Here is a 21,796-nt window from a genome sequence, read left to right as displayed (position 1 = left end):
CCGGCTCGGAGCGCCTATTGCGCAGGCTCTTCCCACCCTCGGACGCGATGAGGATCACCCTGTTCCCCGCCTCACGGACCGAGGAACGACGAAGGGGCGGCGCCGAGGATCGGCGCCGCCCCTTCGGACGGAACGGAATCGGGTCAGGCGTCCTTGATGTCGCAGACCACGGCGCCGCCGCTCACGGTCTCGCCGGGGGAGACCTTCAGACCGGTGATCGTTCCGGCCCGGTGCGCGGTCAGCGGCTGTTCCATCTTCATCGCCTCGATCACCACGACGGTGTCGCCCTCGGCCACGCTCGCGCCCTCCTCGGCCACGACCTTGACCACGGTGCCCTGCATCGGAGAGACCAGCGCGTCACCGCTCACGGCGGCACCGGCCCCGCCCTTGCGGGAGGAACGCTTCCTCTTCCCACCGCCGTTACCGGCGGCCGGGGCCGCGGCCACGCCCAGGGAGGCGGGCAGGACGACCTCGACGCGTCGACCGCCCACCTCGACGGTCACGGTCTCGCGGGCGCTCTCCTCGGTCTCGCCCGGCGCGCCGTCCCAGGGGGCGATCGTGTTGTCGAACTCGGTCTCGATCCAACGCGTGTACACGCCGAACGCCTGATCCGGGTCGGCGGGCGCGAACGCGGGGTCCTCGACCACGGTCCGATGGAAGGGGATCACCGTGGGCATGCCGCCCACGGTGAACTCGGCCAACGCCCGCCGGGAACGGGCCAGCGCCTCCTCGCGCGTGCGGCCGGTCACGATCAGCTTGGCGACCATCGAGTCGAAGGCCTGCGGCACGGTGAACCCGGATTCGCAGCCGGTGTCCACCCGCACACCGGGCCCGCCGGGCAGATCGAAGGTGGTGATGGTGCCCGGGGCCGGCATGAAACCCCGCCCCGGGTCCTCGGCGTTGATCCGGAACTCGAAGGAGTGGCCGCGGACCTCGGGGTCTCCGTAGCCCAACTCCTCGCCGTCGGCGATCCGGAACATCTCACGGACCAGGTCGATCCCGGCGACCTCCTCGGTCACGGGGTGCTCGACCTGAAGACGGGTGTTGACCTCCAGGAAGGAGATGGTGCCGTCGGTGCCGACGAGGAACTCGCAGGTGCCCGCGCCCACGTAGCCCGCCTCGGCGAGGATGGCCTTGGAGGCGCTGTAGAGGCGCTCCATCTGGTCGCTGGACAGGAACGGGGCCGGGGCCTCCTCCACCAGCTTCTGGTGACGGCGCTGGAGCGAGCAGTCCCGGGTGGAGACGACCACGACGTTGCCGTGGGTGTCGGCCAGGCACTGGGTCTCCACGTGCCGGGGCCGGTCCAGGTAGCGCTCCACGAAGCACTCGCCGCGACCGAACGCGGTGACGGCCTCGCGCACGGCCGACTCGTAGGCGTCGGTGACCTCGTCCAGGGTGTGGGCGACCTTCAGGCCGCGGCCGCCACCGCCGAAGGCGGCCTTGATCGCGATCGGCAGACCGTGCTCTTCGGCGAAGGCCACGACCTCCTCGGCCGACTCGACCGGGTCGGGGGTGCCCGCGACCAGCGGGGCACCGACCTTCTGCGCGATGTGGCGGGCCTGGACCTTGTCGCCCAGAGCGGTGATCGCGGACGGGGGCGGACCGATCCAGGTCAGCCCGGCGTCGATGACGGCCCGGGCGAAGTCGGCGTTCTCGGCGAGGAACCCGTAGCCGGGGTGGACGGCGTCGGCGCCGGAGGAGGCGGCGACGGCCAGGAGTTTGGCGATGTCCAGGTAGGAGTCGGCGGGGGTGGAGCCGCCCAGGGCGTGGGCCTCGTCGGCGACCTTGACGTGCAGGGCGTCCAGATCGGGTTCGGCGTAGACGGCGACACTGGCCAGCCCGGCGTCGCGGCAGGCGCGGGCGATGCGCACGGCGATCTCGCCGCGGTTGGCGATCAGAACTTTACGCACGGTGGGAAAACCTCCAGCAGGAGCGTGGAGCGGGTCACGCGCCGACCGCTCGACGAAGAGTCTAGGGAACGAAGGAGCACGTCAGGGGTCACCTCGTGCTCATACGCCAGGCCCCGGGGCCCGGACGCGGCGGGGCCTGCATGCCGCGTGAGCGGTCGCGCCATCCGGAGACGGTCCGCCGTGGTTCCGACGTCGGTACGGCGTGGGCGGCCGCCGCTCGGGCGGCGAGTACGGCCGTGAGCGCGGCGAGCTCCTCGGGGGAGGGTTCGCCGCGCACCACGACCAGGTGCGGCGGGTTCTGCGGCGCGCTCACAGCGGGATGTTCCCGTGCTTCTTGGGCGGCAGCTGCTCGCGTTTGTTGTTCAGGGCCCGCAGCGCCTTGGCCACCTGGACCCGGGTCTCCGACGGCAGGATGACGCCGTCGACGTAGCCCCGCTCGGCCGCCGAATAGGGGTTGAGCAGGGTGTCCTCGTACTCGCCGACCAGACGGGCGCGCTCGGCCTCGACGTCGTCGGCCGCGGCCAGGGTGCGTCGGTGCAGGATGTTCACCGCGCCCTGGGCGCCCATGACCGCGATCTGCGCGGTGGGCCAGGCCAGGTTGATGTCGGCGCCCAGATGCTTGGAGCCCATCACGTCGTAGGCGCCGCCGAACGCCTTGCGGGTGATCACGGTGATCAGCGGGACCGTGGCCTCGGCGTAGGCGTACAGCAGCTTGGCGCCGCGGCGGATGATGCCGTCCCACTCCTGGTCGGTACCGGGCAGGAAGCCGGGGACGTCGACGAAGGTCAGCACCGGGATGTTGAAGGCGTCGCAGGTGCGGACGAAACGGGCGGCCTTCTCGGAGGCGTCGATGTCCAGACAGCCCGCCAGGCTCATCGGCTGGTTGGCGACGATGCCGACGGAACGGCCGTCCACACGCCCGTACCCCACGACGATGTTGGTGGCGAAGCGTTCGTGCACCTCGAGGAATTCGCCGTCGTCCAGGACCGTCTCGATGACCCGCTTCATGTCGTACGGCTGGTTGGCCGAATCCGGCACGAACGTGTCCAACGCCAGGTCCTCGGCGGTGGTCTCCTCGCCCGGGTCGTCCTCGGGGGCGAGCCTCGGGGCGTCCTCCAGGTTGTTGTCGGGCAGGTGCGACAGCAGACTCTTGACGTAGTCGATGGCGTCCTGCTCGTCGGAGCCCATGTAATGGGCGACCCCCGACTTCGAGGAGTGCGCGGCGGCGCCGCCCAGCTCCTCCATGGAGACGTCCTCGCCGGTGACGGTCTTGATGACGTCGGGTCCGGTGATGAACATCTGCGAGGTCTCGTCGACCATGACCACGAAGTCGGTCAGGGCCGGAGAGTAGACGTGCCCGCCCGCGGTGGCGCCCATGATCAGGGAGATCTGGGGGATCACCCCGGAGGCGTGGGTGTTGCGCTTGAAGATCTCGGCGTACAGACCGAGGGCGACCACGCCCTCCTGGATCCGCGCGCCGCCGCCCTCGTTGATGCCCACCACGGGACACCCGTTGGTGAGGGCGTGGTCGAGGACCTTACAGATCTTCTCACCGTAGACCTCGCCGAGGGAGCCGCCGAAGACGGTGACGTCCTGGCTGAACACGGCGATCGGTCGTCCGTCGACGGTCCCATAGCCGGTCACGACGCCGTCGCCGTAGGGGCGGTTGGCGTCCAGACCGAAGTTGGTCGAACGGTGGCGGGCCAGGGCGTCGAACTCCACGAAGGAGCCGGGGTCGACGAGTGCGTCGATCCTCTCCCGCGCGGTCATCTTGCCCTTGGCGTGTTGTTTCTCCACGGCTCGCTCGGAGCCGGCGTGTACGGCTTCGTACCTGCGTCGTCGCAGGTCGGCGAGCTTGCCCGCGGTCGTGTGGATGTCGATCTCGGCCGCGGACAGCGGTTCTGGGGCTTCGGTGGCCATAGCAACCCAGCCTAGCTCCGAGGGGGTCCCGGGCCCACGAGTGCCCCTCGCTTACGTGGTGGTTCGCGAGGTTCGCCGCCTCCCGGCCGAGTCGACGGAAAAGGCGCCCGGAACATACGGGAATTCGTGATCGAATGTGAATTTCCCCTTGGAGGGAACAATGATTAACGCCTTGGTAAAACGTCCGAAAACGCCCCCCGCTCGTTCCCGCCTCGAAGCGATCTCGGTATCGTCCCCCTCATGACAGCGGTTAGCGCAGAACGCGACAGTGCCCGCCAGGAAGTCCCCGAACAACTCAGGAATGACGTCAAACTCCTCGGGGAGATGCTCGGAACGATCCTCGCGGAAAGCGGTGGCGAGGATCTGCTCGCCGATGTCGAAGAACTCCGGCACAAGGTGATCGGTGCCCGGGAGGGTGCCGTCACCACCGAGGAGATCACCGCCCTCGTGGGCGCCTGGCCCCTGGAACGGGCCAAGCAGGTGGCGCGCGCCTTCACGGTCTACTTCCACCTCGCCAATCTGGCCGAGGAACACCAGCGCATGCGCGCCCTGCGCGAGCGCGACGACGCCGCCAACCCGCCTCGGGAGTCCCTGGCCGCCGCCGTGCGCGCCATCCGCGAGGAGGACGGCGGCGAGGAACGGCTGAACGAACTCGTCGCGGGCATGAAATTCCACCCGGTGCTCACGGCCCACCCCACCGAGGCCCGACGCCGCGCCGTGTCCACCTCGATCCTGAGGATCAGCGCCCAACTCGACGCCTGGCACGCCGCCCACGAGGGCAGCGCCGCGGCCGCCGAGGCCCACCGTCGTCTCCTCGAGGAGATCGACCTGCTCTGGCGCACCTCCCAGCTGCGCTACACCAAGCTCGACCCGCTCGACGAGGTGCGCACGGCGCTCTCCGCCTTCGACGAGACCATCTTCGCCACGCTGCCGAAGGTGTACCGGACCCTGGACACGGCCATCGACCCCGAGGGAAGCGGGACGCGGCCTCCGCGCGCCACGCCCTTCGTCCGCTACGGGAGCTGGATCGGCGGCGACCGCGACGGCAACCCCTTCGTCACCCACGAGGTGACCAGGGAGGCCGTCACCATCCAGTCCGAGCACGTCCTGCGCGCCTTGGAGAACGCCTGTGGGCGGGTGGGGCGCACGCTCACCGTCTACGCCAACCTCACCCCGGCGAGCCGCGCGCTGATCGACACCCTCACCGAGGCCGAGGCCGCCTATCCGACGTTGATGGCCGAGATCGGCAAGCGTTCCCCGAACGAGCCGCACCGTCGACTCCTGTTGTTGGCCACCGCGCGGCTGAGCGCCACCCGCGAACGCGACGCCGACCTCGCCTACCCGGGGGCCGACGCCTTCCTCTCGGACCTGCGCCTGGTCCAGGACTCCCTCGCCGCGGCGGGCGCCGCGCGCCAGGCCTACGGCGAACTCCAGCACCTGATCTGGCAGGCCGAGACCTTCGGCTTCCACCTGGCCGAACTGGAGATCCGACAGCACAGCGAGGTGCACGCCGCCGCGCTCGCCGAACTGGAGTCGGGCGGGCCCCTGAGCGACCGCACCGAGGAGGTCCTCGCCACCCTGCGCACCGTCTCCTGGATCCAGGAGCGCTTCGGGGTGGAGGCCTGCAACCGGTACATCGTCAGCTTCACCCGCTCGGCCGAGGACATCGAGGCCGTGCACAAGCTGGCCACCTACGCGCTGCCTCCCAAGCGGGTCCCGGTCCTGGACGTCATCCCGCTGTTCGAGACCGGCGCCGACCTGGAGGCCTCGCCCCGGGTCCTGGCCGGAATGCTGGAGCTTCCGCAGGTGCGACGCCGCCTGGACGACAACGACCGCCGACTGGAGGTCATGCTCGGCTACAGCGACTCCGCCAAGGACGTGGGGCCGGTCAGCGCCACCCTGCGCCTGTACGACGCCCAGGCCCGGCTGTCCGCGTGGGCACGGGAGCACGACGTCCGACTCACCCTCTTCCACGGCCGCGGCGGCTCCCTCGGCCGAGGCGGAGGCCCGGCCAGCCGGGCCCTGCTGGCCCAGGCGCCCGGATCGGTCGACGGACGGTTCAAGGTCACCGAGCAGGGCGAGGTCATCTTCGCCCGTTACGGCCAGTCCGCCATCGCCCGGCGCCACATCGAACAGGTCGGGCACGCCGTCCTCATGGCCTCCACCGACGAGGTTCTGGAACGCGAACGCGCAGCCGCCGAACGGTTCCGCCCCTACGCCGACACGATCGCCGGCGCCGCCCAGGAGACCTACCTCGACCTGATCGGCACCGAGGACTTCGCGGTGTGGTTCTCCCGGATCAGCCCTCTGGAGGAACTGGGCGAGCTGCGGCTGGGGTCGCGGCCGTCCAGGCGCGGGGCCGCCCGGGGGCTGGGCGACCTCCGGGCCATCCCGTGGGTGTTCGCCTGGACGCAGACCCGCGTCAACCTGCCCGGTTGGTTCGGTCTGGGCACCGGCCTGGCCGCCGTCGCGGACCTGCCCGCGCTCCAGGCCGCCTACCGGGAATGGCCGATGTTCGCCTCGTTGCTGGACAACGCGGAGATGAGCCTGGCCAAGACCGACCGGACCATCGCCGAGCGCTACCTGGCGCTGGGCGGCCGCCCCGAACTGACCGAGAAGGTGCTCGACGAGTACGACCTGACCCGTCGTCTCGTCCTGCGGGTGACCGGGCACGAACGGCTGCTGGAGAACCGCGCGGTGCTCTCCCGGGCCGTCGACCTGCGCAACCCGTACGTGGACGCGCTCAGCCACCTCCAGCTCCGGGCCCTGGAGGCCCTGCGCGGTGAGGAGGCGGACACGCTGTCGGAGGAGGACGGAGGACACCTGGAGCGTCTGCTCCTGCTCTCCGTCAACGGAGTGGCCGCCGGTCTTCAGAACACCGGTTGATCCACCGCCTTCCCCGGAGGGGCCCGCGTCGTCCGTACGCGGGCCCCTCGCCGTTTCGCGCTCGGGCCCGGCCGCCCGGGTTCTCCCACCGCCCCATGTACTGCTGTAATGGGGGTATGACCAGCGAACACACTCCGATGATCCCTCCCCTGGACCGCGCCGTGATCGAAGCGGCCGTGGTACGCCCGGGCGGATTGTGGCGGAGCGTGGACGTGGTGCCCGAGGCCGGGTCCACCAACAGCGACCTGGCGGAGCGCTCGAGGGAGGGCGCCCCGGAGGGCACCGTGCTGGCCACCGAACATCAGACCGCCGGTCGGGGCAGACTCGGACGCGGGTTCACCACCCCGCCGCGGGTCGCGCTCACCTTCTCCCTCCTCGTCCGACCGAAGGTGCCGACGGACCGGCTGGGCTGGGTCTCCCCGATGCTGGGAGTGGCCGCGGTCGCCGCGGTGCGCGGAAGGGCCGGGGTCAAGGCCGCGCTGAAGTGGCCCAACGACGTCCTCGTTCCGGGAGAGCTGCGCTCGGAACCCGGGCAGGCCGACGGCAAGCTCGCCGGGATCCTCGCCGAGGCCGACTTCTCCTCTCCCGACGCCGTCGGAGTGGTCGTGGGCATGGGGCTCAACGTGTCCCAGGGGAGGGACGGCCTGCCGGTCGAGACCGCCACCTCGCTGCGGGCCGAGGGCGTCACCGGTGTGGGACGCGAGGAGCTGCTGCTCGCCGTCCTGGCCGAGTTCGAGGAGCGCTACGAGGCCTGGCTCGCGACCTCCGGGGACGCGGAGGCCTGCGGACTGGCCGACGAGTACCGGGAGATGTGCGTGACGATCGGCCGCCGGGTCCGGGTCCACCTCCCCGGTGATCGGGCCGTCGAGGGCACCGTCTCCGGTGTGGACGACCAGGCGCGATTGCTGTTGTCCGGGCCGGCGGGGGAGCGGGCGCTCAACGTGGGCGACGTCGTGCACGTTCGTCCCGGCTCCTGAGACCCCTGTCCGCTCCCTGAGACGAGAAGTTCGTCCACAGGCCGAATCCGACCTCTCCCACGAAGGGGAGGCTTGTGCCATGATCACCGTTATGGCTATAGCGGATCGTTATCTCTCCGACGACGAGGAGCTCGTCCACGTCGCCCGGCAGCACTGGACCGTCCTCGTGGGCGAGTTCGTCGCGCTGCTCCTCATCATCGCGGTCGTGGCCGTCGCGCTCTTCTTCATCCCCTGGAGCGAGGACTGGAGCCTCATCGCCGGAGGGGTCGTGGTGGCGATCGGGATCGTCGCCGCTCTGGCCTTCTGGTTCGTGCCCATGCTCAAGTGGGCGACGACCGTCTACATCCTCACCAACCGGCGGCTGATGATGCGGGACGGCGTCATCTCCAAGCAAGGGCGCGACATGCCGCTCACCAGGGTGAACGACGTCTCCTTCAACATCACTCTCTGGGAACGGATCATGCGGTACGGAACGTTGTCCGTTCAGTCGGCGTCCGAACAGGAGGGCATGGTCCTCCAGAGAGTCCCCAAGCCCCAGTGGTTCCAGTCGGAGATCTACCGCCAGGTCAACGTGGCCCAGCGGCCGGAGTATCCGCCCGGCCCACAGATGTGACCAGCGGTTCCGGGCCGCCGGTCTCCGCGAGGGGACGGGCGTAGGCTGGAACCGGAGCCAAGGCCGCGCCCCCAGGGGCCGGTGCCGTAGTGACCGCTCCCCGTGCGCCGGGGACGCTCCCGTGAAAGAGAACGTATGCCGTCGCGTCCTGACCCGAAAGCGATCGAGTCCGCCCTGCTCGGTGGTGAGGCGGTCTACACCAGGGAACAGGCGGTCGAGCTCTCCGGAGCCGATCCGGAACTCGCCGGTCGCGTCTGGCGAGCCCTGGGGTTCCCGACCCTGGGCGACGACTCGGTGACCTTCACCGAGAGCGACGTCGAGGCCCTGCGCATCGCCAACTCCCTCCTGGAGGAGGGCATCCTCGACGAGGAGGGCGTGGTCCGCTTCGCCCGCGCGATGGGCCAGACCATGGCGCGTCTGGCCGACTGGCAGACCAGCATCCTCAGCACCCTCATCTTCAAGGACGGCCACGAGGACCCCACGACCAGCTCCCTCATGCAGCAGGTCAAGGGGCTGTTGCCGGACGTCGAACGGTTGCTGCTGCACATCTGGCGCCGCCAACTCGCCGCCTCCACCGGGCGCACCCTCGCGGTGATGTCCAACGGCAACGACATCGTGCCCAACTACTACCCGCTGATCGTGGGCTTCGCCGACCTGGTCTCCTTCACCACCCTCAGCCGCGAACTCGACGAGGTGGAACTGGCCGGGGTCGTGGAGGGTTTCGAGTCCACCGCCGCCGACCTGGTGGCCGCCGGGGGCGGACGGGTGGTCAAGACCCTCGGCGACGAGGTCCTCTACGTGGCCGACTCGCCCCACCAGGCCGCCGACATCGCGTTGCGCCTCGCCTCGGGCGTCAAGACCCACGTGGAGGTCCCCGACGTGCGGGTGGGTGTGGCCTACGGGCCCGTCCTGACCATGCACGGAGACGTTTTCGGCACCACCGTCAATCGGGCCAGCAGACTGACCTCCTTCGCCCGGCCGGGGACCGTCCTCATCGACGAGACGCTCGCCGAGAGCCTCACCGACGAGGAGGGGCTCCAGGTGGTCCAGGTACGGGCCAGGCACGCGCACGGTCTCGGACTCATCCAGCCCTACACGCTGCGCCGCGACTTCGACGCGGGTAACCCCTGACACACGGGGAGAACGGGCCGAACCACGTGTACGAGGGTGGGTGGCGGGATAGGCTCGAGGCTCCTGCCCCGCGAAGAGTTCAGGTGGTGAGCCTGTGAGTGCCCTGTCCCCCGTTCAGCGGCTACGCACCTCGGGAATCCTCAGCCTGGAGGGTGCCGAGTCCGACGTCGAGAACAACGTGTGGATCGTCGGCGACGACGAGACGGCCGTGGTCATCGACGCCGCCCACGACCACGAGCGCATAGCCAGGGGGCTGGGCGACCGTGAACTCATGGCCATCGTGTGCACCCACGGCCACCCCGACCACATCGACGCGGCCGTGGCCCTGGCGGACCTCACCGACTCGCCGATCCTCATCCACCCCGACGACTCCGAGCTCTGGAACCAGGTGTACCCCTACCGGGAACCGGACGCCCCGTTGCTGCACGGTGAGGTGTTGAGCGCCGGCGGCATCGAACTCCACGTCCTGCACACCCCGGGCCACACCCCGGGAGGGGTCAGCCTCCACGCCCCCGAACTCGGCGTGGTGTTCAGCGGCGACACGCTCTTCCCCGACGGCCCCGGAGCCACCGGCCAGCCGTCGTCGGACTTCCCGACCATCATCGCCTCCATCCGCGACCACCTGGTCTCCCTCCCCGGAGACACCGTCGTGCACCCGGGCCACGGAGAGTCCACCACCATCGCCGAGGCCGCCGCCCACCTGGAGAGCTGGTCCCGCCGAGGTTTTTGAGCGGGGGGTGTGGTTCGGGCGCCGGGAGTGTTCTGCAAGACGAGTCGAGCCGCCCGCGAGGTACGAGCGTAGGCGTGGACGAGGATGAAGAACGCTCCCTCCCTTGGCGCCCGAACACGCGCCGAAGCGAAGCGGAGGCGCAAAGCGAACACTTTCGGGCCTCAGCCCCGGCAGGGTGTAAGGGTGACACGATCTCCTACCTCGACCCCCCGGGGCGAGGTAGGAGACCGCGTGCACCGACCCCCTGGGGTGGGGGGAGAGGTTCTCCCGTGCGCCCCAGGGGGTCGGTGCGTCCCGGCGGTCAGGACACGGGTACGACCGGTGACGGTCTCACGCTCGTCTCCGGCGTCCGCACGCCCATCTCCGCCAGACGGCGCAGGTGCGCGTCGTGGCCGAACATCCGCTCGACCACCTCGTGACCGCGGGCGACCTGGCGGGCGTAGCGCGCCTCGTCGGCCATCAGGGCGTCCACCTCGGCACGCACCCCCGCGGGGTCGGTGTAGATGGCCGCGTCACCGAAGACCGGACGGAACGACTCCGGCAGCAGGGTCGGGACCCCCGCCGCGATGGCCTCCAGAGGAGAACGCCCGAACGGCTCCAGGTGGCCCTTGCGTGTGAAGTACACGTACACGTCCAGGCCGTGCAGGAACTCGCGGACCGGGACCGAGTCGAAGGGGTGCACCTGCCAGTTCGACGGGAGATCGCCGAGCATCCGCTCCGGGACGGAGGCCCCGCCCAGCACCCGGGTCTGCCAACCCGGCTCCTCGGGATAGGCGCTCTGGAGCGTCCTCGGGTCGTCGGGCCACTTGTCCTTGTCATCGCGGGAGTGACGTCCCAGCAGGACCCGGCCGTCCGGGGAACGTCGGGTGCCGCGCCGCCAGGCGGGTGCGTCGATGATGTTGGTCCAGTCCTCGTCGGCGAGGGTGATCCCCCACGAGGCCGCCTCGGCCATCTCCGCCGCGTGTTCGACCTCCATGGCCTCACGGACGCGAGAACTGATCGGGTACCAGCGGTGCTCGCCGAGCATCTCCCCGAACCCCGCCGCGCACCGGGCCACGTTCCAGGCCTCGTTGCCCCGGAAGTCCGGGACCCCGTAGCAGCGGTTCGGGGTCTGGTTGAGGACGACGATCGAGCGCTCCGCCTCGATCTGAGGCATCTCGTCCATGATCCGCTCCCCGATCCTGGGGACACGGACCACGAGCAGGTCACAGGTGATCCTCTCGTCGGGGGCGACGAACCTGACCAGGTCTCCGTCGACGGCGGCGAGGACCTTGGGGTTCACCCCTCCGGAGAGACCGCGTGAGCGTACCGGGTGGTGCACCAGGCCGGTGCGCAGTCCGGCCCTGCGCTGGGCGGTGATCTCCTGGAGGTTGCTGCCCGTACTGCCTCCGGGCAGCCGGAAGTCGGAGAGGACGACCACGTCGAAGTGGCGGTCGCGTCGGGTGCGATCGCGGCCCATGGCGACACGGCGGGGAACGCCGGTGGCCTCTCGGGAGATCCTGGGCGCGGCGAGGTCGGCCAGGTGGGCGTGCTCGCGGGCGCGGGCGCCCTCCCCGGCGGCGGTGTACCAGTTGGCCAGCGAACGGTGGGATTCGGAGCGCACCGACTCGGTGACGTCCATGTCGGAGCCCAGCGAACGCAGACGCTCCAGGCCCTCGCTGGAGAATCCGCACCACAGCAGGTCCTGGGCACGGCGCAGCCGGACGGTCCCGGGCGGCGGCGGGACCGGAGGGGCGGGGCGTTCGATCGCCTCGCGGTACTCCTGGAGCCTCTCGTCCAGCGTGGTGGCCCGGTGCCGGGCGGCCAGACGCTCCTCGTGCTGGGTGGCGGCGACCTGCTCGACGGCCTCGCCCAGATCGTGCAGCGGCGCGGTGGATTCGCGGCGGGAACGCTCCAGCAGGGCTCCGACGGCGAGGACGACACCGGACAGAGCGATGAAGGCGACGACCAGGCCGATCCGGGGCGGGCTGAAGGCGATGGCGAGGGCGGAGATCCCGACGGCCACCACCGCGACGTACTTATGTGGAATCGCTGAGACTCCCATGGACGGCCCCTGAGTTCTTCTATGGACGGTGAACGTTGGGCCCAGATTCACCCATGGAAGGGTTCGGGGTCGGGAGGTGGTGTTCGAAGGAGGTTCCCCGCTTTCCGGGCGAGAGGGGCACCTCAGGAAAGGGTGGGCCGATCGTCCGGCCGCGGCCTGTCGACGGAGGTGAGCAGTACCTCCAGGTCGGGGCCCAGGTCCTCCGGGGACATCGCCAGAAGGTAGTCGTTCAGGTGGCGGCGGAAGGCGTCCGCCGCGTGGGAGGGTTCCACGTCCTTGCGTCGTGCCAGGGCCACGGTGCGCAGGAGGCGGGGGCGGGACAGCGGGGTGCCGCGCAGGCCGGGGCGGTTGCGCAGGACCATGCTGGGGACCACGGCCAGCCCCAGGCCGGCCTCCACGAACCGCAGCACGGCGTCCATCTCGCCGCCCTCCACGGCGAGTTGCGGTTCGAAGCCCGCCGCGCGGCAGGCGCGGATGGTGGCCTCACGGACGTCGTATCCGCGACGGAACATCACCAGCGGGCGTCCCTGGAGTTCGGTGATCCGGATCGAGGCCCGCCGGTTGGGGGAGGGGCGGGTGGCCGAGCTCGCCACCACCAGGTTCTCCCGCAGTATCGGCGTGGTCGAGAAGTCGGGGTCGCTGCTGTGCAGCGGCAGGATGATCAGGGCCAGGTCCAGTTCGCCCCGGCCCAGGTTCCGGATGAGGTCGCGTGAGCCGCTCTCCTCCACATGCAGTTCGATCCCCGGGAACCGTTGATGGAAGTCGGCGAGGACGTCGGCGAGCAGTCCGGCGCACAGGGAGGGGGTGGCCCCCAACCGGACGCGGCCGCGCCGTACGCCGGCCAGTTCGGCCACCTCGCGTCTGGCCGTCTCCAGGTCGGTGAGGATGCGTTGGGCGAGCGGAAGGAGCGCCTCACCGGCCGGTGTGAGTGTGATGTTCCCCCGGGCACGACTGAATAACGGGGCGCCCAACTCGCGCTCAAGGCTCCGGATCTGTTTGCTCAAGCTCGGCTGCGCGACGCGTGAAAGCTCGGCTGCGCGGGTGAAATGGCGCGTACGGGCCACGGCCACGAAGTACGCGAGCTGTTGGAACTGCATGATCCATAGCCTATGGCTATCGACACCAGGGGCCCGATGACTTGGACGTCGGGCTTACCTCGAATTTAGGGTGGCAGGCTGTGGCGAACAGTACCTTGACCAAGAAGCGGTCTACGGCCTACGGGACCACGGTGGCGCTCAAGTCAGCAATGGCTGCCTCCGGTGCGATCCTCGTGCTGTATTTGATCGCGCACATGTACGGCAACCTGAAAGTCTTCGCGGGCCAGGAGGCCTTCGACGGCTATGCTCACGGTCTCCGCGAGATCGGCTACCCGCTCCTGCCGGAGAGCGGCTTCCTGTGGGTGTTCCGGATCGTCCTGCTGGCGAGCATCCTGATCCACATCTACTCCGCCGCGGTTCTGACCATCCGCGCGCGCAACGCCCGCGAGCAGCGTTACGTGGTGAAGAAGCGGGTGCAGCGCACCTACGCCTCCTACACCATGCGTTACGGCGGCGTGCTGATCGCGCTCTTCGTGATCTTCCACATCCTGCACCTGACGGTGAACGTCATCGCGCCCGGCGGCAAGTCCGACAGCCCGTTCGAGCGGCTCGTGAACGGGTTCCAGCCCGAGTTCTGGTTCGTGACCCTGTTCTACATCGCCGCGGTCATCGCGGTCGGCTTCCACCTGCGTCACGGGATCTGGAGCGGGATGGCGACCCTGGGCTTCAACACGGCCGCCCGCCAGGGCAGGATCAACGCGGTCGCCGTGGCGATCGCGCTGGTCGTGACCGTCGGTTTCCTGCTTCCGCCCCTGGCGGTCACCTTTGGACTGGTGAGTTAATTGTCTGACATCGACCTTTACACCGAGGGCGCCCCGATCCGGGACGAGAAGGCCCCCGAGGGGCCGATCAACGAGCGCTGGGACGAGCGCCGTTTCTCGGCCAAGCTGGTCAACCCCGCGAACCGGCGCAAGCTCTCCGTGATCATCGTCGGCACCGGCCTGGCCGGCGCCTCCGCCGCGGCGACCCTGGGCGAGGCCGGCTACCAGGTCTCCTCGTTCTGCTACCAGGACAGCCCGCGTCGCGCGCACTCCATCGCCGCGCAGGGTGGCATCAACGCCGCGAAGAACTACCGCAACGACGGCGACAGCATCCACCGTCTGTTCTACGACACGGTCAAGGGCGGTGACTTCCGCTCCCGCGAGTCGAACGTCTACCGTCTCGCGCAGACCAGTGTCGAGATCATCGACCAGTGCGTCGCCCAGGGCGTGCCCTTCGCCCGTGAGTACGGCGGTCTGCTCGACAACCGCTCCTTCGGTGGCGTGCAGGTCTCCCGCACCTTCTACGCCCGGGGCCAGACGGGTCAGCAGCTGCTGATCGGCGCCTACCAGGCGCAGGAGCGTCAGATCGCGGCCGGCACCGTCAAGATGTACACCCGGCACGAGATGCTCGAGCTGGTCATCGTCGACGGCAAGGCGCGCGGCATCATCGCCCGTGACATGGTCACCGGTGAGATCGAGACGCACTTCGCCGACGCCGTGGTCCTGGCGACCGGCGGTTACGGCAACGTGTTCTTCCTGTCGACCAACGCGATGGGCTCGAACGTCACCGCCGCCTGGCGCGCGCACCGCAAGGGCGCCTACTTCGCCAACCCCTGCTACACGCAGATCCACCCGACCTGCATCCCGGTCAGCGGCGACTACCAGTCCAAGCTGACCCTGATGAGCGAGTCGCTCCGCAACGACGGTCGTATCTGGGTGCCCAAGCAGGGTGGCGACGACCGCGACCCGCGTCAGATCCCCGAGGACGAGCGCGACTACTACCTGGAGCGCATCTACCCGTCCTTCGGTAACCTCGTGCCGCGTGACATCGCCTCCCGGGCCGCGAAGAACGTCTGTGACGAGGGCCGCGGTGTCGGTCCCGGCGGTCTGGGCGTCTACCTCGACTTCGCCGACGCGATCGAGCGCATGGGACGGGACGCCGTAGAGGCCAAGTACGGCAACCTGTTCGACATGTACCAGCGCATCACCGGTGAGAACCCGTACGAGGTTCCGATGCGCATCTACCCCGCCGTGCACTACACCATGGGCGGCCTGTGGGTCGACTACGACCTCCAGAGCACCATCCCGGGTCTGTTCGTGACCGGTGAGGCCAACTTCTCCGACCACGGCGCCAACCGCCTGGGCGCCAGCGCGCTGATGCAGGGTCTGGCGGACGGCTACTTCGTCCTCCCGAACACCATCAACGACTACCTGGCGGCCGGTCCGTTCGAGAAGGTCGACGAGAGCCACCCCGAGGCCGCCGCGGCCAAGGAGCAGGTCACCTCTCGTATCGACAAGCTGCTCTCCATCAACGGTTCCCGCACCGTCGACTCCTTCCACAAGGAGCTCGGCCACATCATGTGGGACTACTGCGGCATGGAGCGCAACGAGGAGGGCCTGCGCAAGGCCATCGGACTCATCCGCGAGCTGCGGGCCGAGTTCTGGCGCGACGTCAAGGTCCTCGGCACCAACGAGGAGTTCAACCAGGCTCTGGAGAAGGCCAACCGCGTGGCCGACTTCCTGGAGCTCGGTGAGCTCATGTGCATCGACGCCCTGCACCGCCGTGAGTCCTGCGGTGGTCACTTCCGCGCCGAGAGCCAGACCGAGGACGGCGAGGCTCTGCGCCACGACGACGAGTTCGCCTACGTCGCGGCCTGGGAGTTCGGTGGCACTGACAGCAAGCCCGTGCTCCACAAGGAAGCCTTGGAGTACGAGTACGTCGAGATGAAGCAGCGGAGCTACAAGTGAACATCACCCTGCGCGTTTGGCGTCAGAAGGGCCGTGACGACGAGGGCCGGATGGTCACGTACAAGCTCACGGACGTCTCGCCGGACATGTCCTTCCTCGAGATGCTCGACGTTCTCAACGAGAAGCTCACTCTGGAGAACGAGGACCCGGTCGCCTTCGACCACGACTGCCGTGAGGGCATCTGTGGTGCCTGTGGCGTCGTGATCGACGGTGAGGCCCACGGTCCCGAGCGCACCACCACCTGCCAGCTGCACATGCGCAGCTTCAAGGACGGCGACACCATCACGGTGGAGCCGTGGCGGGCCAAGGCCTTCCCCGTCGTGAAGGACCTGGTCGTGGACCGGGGCGCGTTCGACCGGATCATCCAGTCCGGCGGCTACATCAGCGCGCCCACGGGTACCGCCCCGGACGCCCACGCCAACCCGATCCCGAAGCCGGACGCCGACCGCGCGTTCGACGCCGCGACCTGCATCGGCTGTGGCGCCTGCGTGGCTGCCTGCCCGAACGCCTCCGGCATGCTGTTCACCGCCGCGAAGGTCACCCACCTCGGCATGCTCCCGCAGGGGCAGCCGGAGCGGGCCTCGCGCGTGGTGAAGATGATCAACCAGCACGACGAAGAGGACTTCGGCGGCTGCACGAACATCGGTGAGTGCGCGGCGGTCTGCCCCAAGGGCATCCCGCTGGACACGATCTCCCAGCTCAACCGCGACCTGCTGGGCTCCCTCAGCAAGGGCATCGGCTAGTACCGGTCCCGATCGCGACGAAGGGGCCGCCTCCCATCGGGGGGGCGGCCCCTTCCGCGTTCTCAGGAGGTGGGACGGAGCATGAAGTGGGTGGTCGGGATCTCGGGGCCCTCCAGGACGTGGAACACGTGGAAGCCGTGCCGCTCGTAGTAGCCGATGTTGGCCGGGTTCATCGTCTCCAGGGAGACCGGGACCCCCTCGGCGTCGGCGCGGTCGAGACCGGACCTCAGCAGGCGGGTCCCCACACCGGTGCCCTGGACCGAGGGGTCGGTTCCCAGGACCGCCAGGTGCCAGTGCGGTTCCTTCGGGGCCGGCGGGTTCAGCTGCGCGAAGTAGCGCATGATCCGGGGGACCCGCCTCGGGCCCACGAGATCGGCCCAGTGCGGCAGGGACCGCAGCAGATAGGCGACCCCTTGGGCATCGGCGCCCGGAGGGGTCCACAGGGCCGCTCCGCGCACCACGCTCCGGTCCTCCTCGCGTACCCGGAGCACCTCGGCCTGCCCGGCGGGCACGTGGACGAAACCGGCGAGCAGGGCGTTGATCCGGATCGAGCGGGCCATGCGGGTCTCGTCGTCGGGGAAGAACCAACGGTACAGGGGGTCGTCGTAGAAGGCCCTGCCCAGGACGCGCGCGATCGCGGGGACGTCGTCCATACCGGCGTCGTGTATCGAGCGTTCCCGGGTGTCCGTGGGGTGCATCGAACCGTTTCCTTCTTTCGGTGGCATCGCCGCCCACACTAGGGTTCGGGAACGTCATAACGGGCGTTCCCGCCGAGGGGCGGTGGCCTCGGGAAGGGTCAGGCGGCCGGGCGGAAGAGGAAGTGGCTGGTACCGGCGCCCTCGTGCTCGACCTCGCGGACGACCTCGAAGCCGAAGCGCTCGTAGAAGCCGACGCTCTTGACGTCGAGGGTCTGGGTGAACACGGGGAGGCGCTGCGCGTCGGCCTCCTCCAGCCCGGAGGCGAGCAGGGAACGGCCCAGTCCGAGGTCGGTCGCGCTCGGGTCGACGCCCAGAGCGGCAAGGTACAGGTGCGGCTCCTGCGGGGTGGCCATCTTCCATTCGGCGAACAGGCGGATGAAGGCGGTGAGCCTGGCCCGGCCGATCAGAGCGCCCCAGTGCGGCCAGGTGCGCATCGACACCAGGGGACCCTCCGGGTTGGAGGTGGGCGGGGCCCAGAGCGCGGCCGCGCGCACGGTCGGGGCGGAGTCCTCGGTCTCGGCGAGCTCGGTCACGCGGGTGTCCCCGGCGGGCACGTAGCCGAACCCGGAGGTCAGCGCGAAGAAACGGCGCACCTTGGCCATGCGGGTCTCCTCGTCGGGGAAGAGCCACAGGAAGAGCGGGTCGTCGTGGAGGGCGAGGGAGAGGACCCGGGCGATGCCGGGGACGTCGTCGAGCGTGGCGGCGCGAGCAACTGAGGTGGCGGTCGGACTCATCGCTTGCTACTTCCTGGTAGGTGGGTTCCGTTCATGGTAGATCACGAAGCGGTCACGGTGTTCACGTGGTGCTCGCGTCGGGAACGGGCTGGGCGAAGACGTGGGCCCGCACCCAGGCGTGCATCGCCACCGCCGCGGCCGCCCCTGCGTTGATCGACCGTGTCGAACCGAACTGTGCGATCGACAACACCGCCGCGCACACCTCGCGCACCTCCTCGGAGAGCCCCGGGCCCTCCTGACCGAACACCAGCACGGCGTTGCGGGGGAGGGGATAGGTCTCCAACGGGACGGCGCCCGGAAGGTTGTCCACCCCGATCAGCACCAGATCCCGTTCGGCCGCCCAGGCCACCAGGGAACCGGTGTCCGGGTGGTGGTGCACGTGTTGGTAGCGGTCGGTCACCATGGCGCCTCGACGGTTCCACCGGCGCTTGCCCACGATGTGCACCGCCGAGCACCCGAAGGCGTTGGCGGTGCGCACGACCGATCCGATGTTGAAGTCGTGCGACCAGTTCTCCACCGCCACGTGGAAATCGTGCCGGACCGTGTCCAGGTCGGCGATGATCGCCTCACGTCGCCAGTAGCGGTACCGGTCGACCACGTTGCGCCGGTCGCCTCCGGCGAGCAGTTCGGGATCGTAGTGGTCGCCTTCGGGCCAAGGGCCGGACCAGGGGCCCACACCCACCTCACGTGCCTCGTCCATTCCCTCGGTGGACTCGACGGGGATCACTGTCGGTGCGGCCTCGGCGGCGGGGTGCTCGTTCATCGACTCCAGCTTATGAACGGCCCCCCACCGGATTCCCCGGACGGTCCGGGGCCCGCGTCGGCGCACGGGCCCCGACCGGCTCAGAGCCGGATGTCCCCGTTGAAGTCCCGGCCCATGATGACCCTGGCGTCACCGGACACGTTCCCCTCGATCACGTTGCCGACGGAATCATCGCTCTCTCGGGTCGCCTCCGCGCGAAGCCGACCCACGAGCTCGCGGATCTCGGGGTCCTCCTCCTCGGCCCGCTCCAGACGTTCGGCCACGACCTCGATGGCCTGTGGCCGTTCGGGCCCCTCGAAGCGGGCGCTCACCAGCGCGCTCTGGGCCTCGGGGTCCTGGACGAAGCGCCGGGTCAGCGCCTGGGCGAGCTTTCCGAGAAGGGCGTTGGCCCCCTCACCGAGCTTGGTGGCGACTCCGGTGGCGACGGCGGTGGCGATGGAGAGGATGACGGGGTCCGACATGGGGGGCTCCTTGTTCGTGGGGTTCTGTCGTCCCCAGTCTTCCCCTCAGGCCGGGGTCCGTCGCCCCTTTCGCGACACCAGGAGGGCGATGGCCCGCCAACCGAGCATCGTCGCGGCCAGGAACAGCGAGGTCACCAGGACGAAGGAGAACGGGGCGCCCTCCCCGGAGAGCAGCCGCAGCGGCATCGCGCCCACGACGGTCACCGCCCACACGAGCACCCCGGTCGGCCAGAGCCGGGCGGGGGAGCGCCAGGCGAGGGTGGCCGCCCACCCGAGGGCGAGCGCGACCAGGAACGGCCACGCCGTCCCGAGCACGGCGGTCGGCGTCAGGCCGGTCTCGTGGTCGGCCTTGCCCACCACGACGAAGACGAGCACGCAGACCAGGTCGGCCGCCAAGGCGAGCGGCACCGCATACGAACGCATAGTCCCAGGCTAGACCCGTCTCCCGTACCCCTGAAGGAGGGGCGGGGATCCGGGCGCGGGCCCGGCCGCCGTCCGAGAGAGAACCGTACAGGGGGAAAGGGCGTCCCAGAGGACGGGCCTCGGAACCCCGTAGCCCTTCTCAGCCCTTCCCCCTCAGATCCGGGAACGCCCCCTTCCATGACTTCGACGTCCCCCCTCCCGAGCGGTGTCCTGCCCCTCGTCCCAGGAGACCCCTCCCACCTGGGCCCCTTCCGGCTGTTCGGCCGACTCGGCTCGGGCGGCATGGGGGTGGTGTACGCGGCGGTGGACGGGAACGACCGTCGGGCGGCCGTCAAGTGCGTCCACCGTTCCCACGCGGCCGATCGGGAGTTCCGCGCGCGGTTCGCCCGGGAGGTGCGGCTGGTGCGCCGGGTCCGGGCGAAGAGCGTTCCGGCCTTCCTGGGCGCCGACACCAGGGCCGACCTGCCCTGGCTGGCCACCGAGTACGTCCCCGGTCCCACCCTCGATCGTCATGTACGCGAGCACGGTCCGCTCCGGGGCATGGACGTGAGCGTCTTCGCGCGGGGCGTGGCCGAGGCGCTGGTCGCCGTCCACGCGGCGGGGGTGGTGCATCGTGATCTGAAGCCGGGCAACGTGATCCTTGCTCCGGACGGGCCGAAGGTGCTGGACTTCGGGATCGCCCGGGCGGCCGAGGAGAGCGCCCTGACCCGGACCGGCGGTCTGGTGGGGACCCCGGGCTGGATCTCCCCGGAACAGTACGGAGGCGCGGAGGCCACCGAACGCTCCGACGTGTTCGCCTGGGCCGGGCTGATCGCCTACGCGGCGACCGGGAACGGGCCCTTCGGGGAGGGGACCTCCGATGTGGTGGCCGCCCGGGTCCTGTCGGAGCCGCCCTCCCTGGTCGGGGTCGCGGAACCCCTGCGCGGTCTTCTGGAGCGGGCCCTGGACAAGGATCCCGGCCGGCGCCCCACCGCCGCCGAGGCCGTGGCCGCGATCGAACCCGTTGGGGGGACGTTCACCGGTGCGCCTCGGGCCTTGGCGGAGAGCGCCGAGGCGTGGAGCGGGTACGCCCCGCCCCGTCGCTCCTGGCCGCGCCGCCACCGGCGGGCGCTGTCCCTGGGGGCGGCGGGGCTGACGCTCGCCCTGGTGGCGGGGGCCGGACTGTGGGCCCTGGCCGAGGGGCGTCTCGCCGGTGACGGCGCGACCGGGAATGTCGCCGGTGGGACCGGGTCCGAGGGGGAACCGGTGGGTGGGGCCGGCGGAGGCGGATCGATACCCGCCGATGTCCCCGAGGAGTACCGCGACCTGTACGAGAACGGGATCGTGACCGTGGCCCCGGACGAGAGCGCCGGTGACACGCTCGTCCGCACGATCGGGTCGGACGGGGGCGGGGATGCTCTGGACCAGGTCCGGCTCGACATGAGCGAGCACACCTGGTCGTACAACATGAGCCCGACCATCACCGTCACGGCCGAGTACCTCCTGGACTTCGGGGAGCTCCGGATCCACAGCAACGACTTCGCGATGGTCGAACGGATCGAACCCGAGGACACGCATCTGACGACCGTGCCGGCGAACAGCGGCGGAACCCTGGCCGTCCTCTCCCCGGAGGAACCGACCGCCGGGTTCTCACTCGTCTTCGTGACCGGCGGCAACGCCTCGGAGAGGGACGACGTCTTCGCCGTCTACTACGTCCCCGGCGAAGTGGCCCACGGCGGTACCCGGCCGGAGGTCGGGTACCCGGGAGGGCTCTGCTACCTCTGGCGCGGCGCCGGAATGAGCGAATCCTACGGCGTCCCCGATCCGGAGGAGCCCACCCCCTTCGACGCGACCCTCTCGGGGGGCTCGCCGACGAACGGTTGTGTCTACGGCCCCAACAAGGACCTTCTCTCGAACGGCTGACCCCGCCCCACCTCGATATCCCCGACCTCGACAGG

At 70.0% G+C, this 21,796-nt stretch carries 19 protein-coding genes; 9 read left to right on the top strand and 10 right to left on the bottom strand.

Translation table 11 applies throughout. The annotated features are described in order from the left end of the window. Nucleotides 1-143: 143 nt before the first annotated feature. The 3 genes from TR33_RS12225 to TR33_RS12215 form a co-directional block, all read right to left on the bottom strand. A complete protein-coding gene (locus TR33_RS12225; RefSeq protein WP_017533410.1) occupies nucleotides 144-1,910 on the bottom strand; it encodes an acetyl/propionyl/methylcrotonyl-CoA carboxylase subunit alpha in 1,767 nt (588 codons plus the stop codon). An 88-nt stretch (nucleotides 1,911-1,998) separates the two neighbouring features. Further along, the gene (locus TR33_RS12220) at nucleotides 1,999-2,223 is read right to left on the bottom strand and encodes an acyl-CoA carboxylase subunit epsilon (RefSeq protein WP_014909689.1); all 225 of its coding nucleotides are present in this window, start codon (nucleotides 2,221-2,223) and stop codon (nucleotides 1,999-2,001) included. Next, complete coding sequence (locus TR33_RS12215; RefSeq protein ID WP_017533411.1) at nucleotides 2,220-3,830, bottom strand: acyl-CoA carboxylase subunit beta; 1,611 nt, start codon at nucleotides 3,828-3,830, stop codon at nucleotides 2,220-2,222. Before TR33_RS12215 ends, TR33_RS12220 begins: the two co-directional genes overlap by 4 nt. A gap of 324 nt (nucleotides 3,831-4,154) precedes the next feature. Here TR33_RS12215 and TR33_RS12210 point away from each other — a divergent pair, with 324 nt between their 5' ends. The 5 genes from TR33_RS12210 to TR33_RS12190 all read left to right on the top strand — a co-directional run bounded on the left by TR33_RS12210 (nucleotide 4,155) and on the right by TR33_RS12190 (nucleotide 10,167). Further along, the gene (locus tag TR33_RS12210) at nucleotides 4,155-6,716 is read left to right on the top strand and encodes a phosphoenolpyruvate carboxylase (RefSeq protein WP_042283178.1); all 2,562 of its coding nucleotides are present in this window, start codon (nucleotides 4,155-4,157) and stop codon (nucleotides 6,714-6,716) included. A gap of 137 nt (nucleotides 6,717-6,853) precedes the next feature. Continuing rightward, complete coding sequence (locus TR33_RS12205; protein WP_042283176.1) at nucleotides 6,854-7,693, top strand: biotin--[acetyl-CoA-carboxylase] ligase; 840 nt, start codon at nucleotides 6,854-6,856, stop codon at nucleotides 7,691-7,693. A gap of 91 nt (nucleotides 7,694-7,784) precedes the next feature. Continuing rightward, entirely contained in the window at nucleotides 7,785-8,306 is a 522-nt protein-coding gene (locus tag TR33_RS12200; RefSeq protein ID WP_026124788.1) for a PH domain-containing protein, read from the top strand. 135 nt (nucleotides 8,307-8,441) lie between these two features. Then, nucleotides 8,442-9,437, top strand: coding sequence for an adenylate/guanylate cyclase domain-containing protein (locus tag TR33_RS12195; protein ID WP_017533414.1), 996 nt, complete (start codon nucleotides 8,442-8,444; stop codon nucleotides 9,435-9,437). 94 nt (nucleotides 9,438-9,531) lie between these two features. Continuing rightward, entirely contained in the window at nucleotides 9,532-10,167 is a 636-nt protein-coding gene (locus TR33_RS12190) for an MBL fold metallo-hydrolase (RefSeq protein ID WP_017533415.1), read from the top strand. Between the two features lie 301 nt (nucleotides 10,168-10,468). Here the strand turns inward: TR33_RS12190 and TR33_RS12185 are convergent, their stop codons facing one another. Beyond that, complete coding sequence (locus tag TR33_RS12185) at nucleotides 10,469-12,211, bottom strand: glycosyltransferase family protein (protein WP_042283173.1); 1,743 nt, start codon at nucleotides 12,209-12,211, stop codon at nucleotides 10,469-10,471. Nucleotides 12,212-12,333: 122 nt separating this feature from the next. Further along, a complete protein-coding gene (locus tag TR33_RS12180) occupies nucleotides 12,334-13,308 on the bottom strand; it encodes a LysR substrate-binding domain-containing protein (protein WP_014913455.1) in 975 nt (324 codons plus the stop codon). A 131-nt stretch (nucleotides 13,309-13,439) separates the two neighbouring features. Here TR33_RS12180 and TR33_RS12175 point away from each other — a divergent pair, with 131 nt between their 5' ends. Genes TR33_RS12175 through TR33_RS12165 form a run of 3 tightly spaced genes read left to right on the top strand, consistent with a single transcriptional unit; the run spans nucleotide 13,440 to nucleotide 16,780 of the window. Continuing rightward, entirely contained in the window at nucleotides 13,440-14,090 is a 651-nt protein-coding gene (locus TR33_RS12175; RefSeq protein WP_081536465.1) for a succinate dehydrogenase cytochrome b subunit, read from the top strand. Continuing rightward, nucleotides 14,091-16,037, top strand: a complete 1,947-nt coding sequence (locus TR33_RS12170; RefSeq protein ID WP_014913164.1) for a fumarate reductase/succinate dehydrogenase flavoprotein subunit — start codon at nucleotides 14,091-14,093, stop codon at nucleotides 16,035-16,037. Beyond that, nucleotides 16,034-16,780, top strand: coding sequence for a succinate dehydrogenase/fumarate reductase iron-sulfur subunit (locus TR33_RS12165; RefSeq protein ID WP_014913004.1), 747 nt, complete (start codon nucleotides 16,034-16,036; stop codon nucleotides 16,778-16,780). Before TR33_RS12170 ends, TR33_RS12165 begins: the two co-directional genes overlap by 4 nt. A 62-nt stretch (nucleotides 16,781-16,842) precedes the next feature. Here the strand turns inward: TR33_RS12165 and TR33_RS12160 are convergent, their stop codons facing one another. The 5 genes from TR33_RS12160 to TR33_RS12140 all read right to left on the bottom strand — a co-directional run bounded on the left by TR33_RS12160 (nucleotide 16,843) and on the right by TR33_RS12140 (nucleotide 19,859). Then, the gene (locus TR33_RS12160; RefSeq protein ID WP_042283171.1) at nucleotides 16,843-17,478 is read right to left on the bottom strand and encodes a GNAT family N-acetyltransferase; all 636 of its coding nucleotides are present in this window, start codon (nucleotides 17,476-17,478) and stop codon (nucleotides 16,843-16,845) included. A 98-nt stretch (nucleotides 17,479-17,576) separates the two neighbouring features. After that, on the bottom strand, nucleotides 17,577-18,212 hold the full coding sequence (locus tag TR33_RS12155) for a GNAT family N-acetyltransferase (RefSeq protein ID WP_042283169.1): 636 nt from the start codon (nucleotides 18,210-18,212) through the stop codon (nucleotides 17,577-17,579). A gap of 61 nt (nucleotides 18,213-18,273) precedes the next feature. Further along, nucleotides 18,274-18,975, bottom strand: a complete 702-nt coding sequence (locus tag TR33_RS12150; RefSeq protein WP_017533420.1) for a TrmH family RNA methyltransferase — start codon at nucleotides 18,973-18,975, stop codon at nucleotides 18,274-18,276. An 80-nt stretch (nucleotides 18,976-19,055) separates the two neighbouring features. Next, entirely contained in the window at nucleotides 19,056-19,436 is a 381-nt protein-coding gene (locus tag TR33_RS12145) for a hypothetical protein (protein WP_017533421.1), read from the bottom strand. A gap of 45 nt (nucleotides 19,437-19,481) precedes the next feature. Beyond that, nucleotides 19,482-19,859, bottom strand: coding sequence for a DUF3054 domain-containing protein (locus tag TR33_RS12140; protein ID WP_014910708.1), 378 nt, complete (start codon nucleotides 19,857-19,859; stop codon nucleotides 19,482-19,484). Between the two features lie 177 nt (nucleotides 19,860-20,036). Between TR33_RS12140 and TR33_RS12135 the strand changes: the two genes are divergently transcribed. Continuing rightward, the gene (locus tag TR33_RS12135) at nucleotides 20,037-21,761 is read left to right on the top strand and encodes a serine/threonine-protein kinase (protein ID WP_042283168.1); all 1,725 of its coding nucleotides are present in this window, start codon (nucleotides 20,037-20,039) and stop codon (nucleotides 21,759-21,761) included. Nucleotides 21,762-21,796 lie beyond the last annotated feature (35 nt).

The sequence above is a fragment of the Nocardiopsis alba genome (assembly GCF_000710955.1).
GTDB classification, from domain to species: domain Bacteria; phylum Actinomycetota; class Actinomycetes; order Streptosporangiales; family Streptosporangiaceae; genus Nocardiopsis; species Nocardiopsis alba.
Note: the sequence above shows the minus strand (reverse complement) of the source record. Positions and strands in the feature narration are given on the sequence as shown.

What these genes read in the sequence shown, in the direction of transcription:
- TR33_RS12215 (WP_017533411.1), bottom strand. Translation starts at nt 3,830, where the DNA reads ATGGCCACCGAAGCCCCAGAACCGCTGTCCGCGGCCGAGATCGACATC.
- TR33_RS12210 (WP_042283178.1), top strand. Translation starts at nt 4,155, where the DNA reads ATGCTCGGAACGATCCTCGCGGAAAGCGGTGGCGAGGATCTGCTCGCC.
- TR33_RS12205 (WP_042283176.1), top strand. Translation starts at nt 6,854, where the DNA reads ATGATCCCTCCCCTGGACCGCGCCGTGATCGAAGCGGCCGTGGTACGC.
- TR33_RS12200 (WP_026124788.1), top strand. Translation starts at nt 7,785, where the DNA reads ATGGCTATAGCGGATCGTTATCTCTCCGACGACGAGGAGCTCGTCCAC.
- TR33_RS12195 (WP_017533414.1), top strand. Translation starts at nt 8,442, where the DNA reads ATGCCGTCGCGTCCTGACCCGAAAGCGATCGAGTCCGCCCTGCTCGGT.
- TR33_RS12185 (WP_042283173.1), bottom strand. Translation starts at nt 12,211, where the DNA reads ATGGGAGTCTCAGCGATTCCACATAAGTACGTCGCGGTGGTGGCCGTC.
- TR33_RS12180 (WP_014913455.1), bottom strand. Translation starts at nt 13,308, where the DNA reads ATGCAGTTCCAACAGCTCGCGTACTTCGTGGCCGTGGCCCGTACGCGC.
- TR33_RS12160 (WP_042283171.1), bottom strand. Translation starts at nt 17,478, where the DNA reads ATGCACCCCACGGACACCCGGGAACGCTCGATACACGACGCCGGTATG.
- TR33_RS12155 (WP_042283169.1), bottom strand. Translation starts at nt 18,212, where the DNA reads ATGAGTCCGACCGCCACCTCAGTTGCTCGCGCCGCCACGCTCGACGAC.
- TR33_RS12150 (WP_017533420.1), bottom strand. Translation starts at nt 18,975, where the DNA reads ATGAACGAGCACCCCGCCGCCGAGGCCGCACCGACAGTGATCCCCGTC.
- TR33_RS12145 (WP_017533421.1), bottom strand. Translation starts at nt 19,436, where the DNA reads ATGTCGGACCCCGTCATCCTCTCCATCGCCACCGCCGTCGCCACCGGA.
- TR33_RS12140 (WP_014910708.1), bottom strand. Translation starts at nt 19,859, where the DNA reads ATGCGTTCGTATGCGGTGCCGCTCGCCTTGGCGGCCGACCTGGTCTGC.
- TR33_RS12135 (WP_042283168.1), top strand. Translation starts at nt 20,037, where the DNA reads ATGACTTCGACGTCCCCCCTCCCGAGCGGTGTCCTGCCCCTCGTCCCA.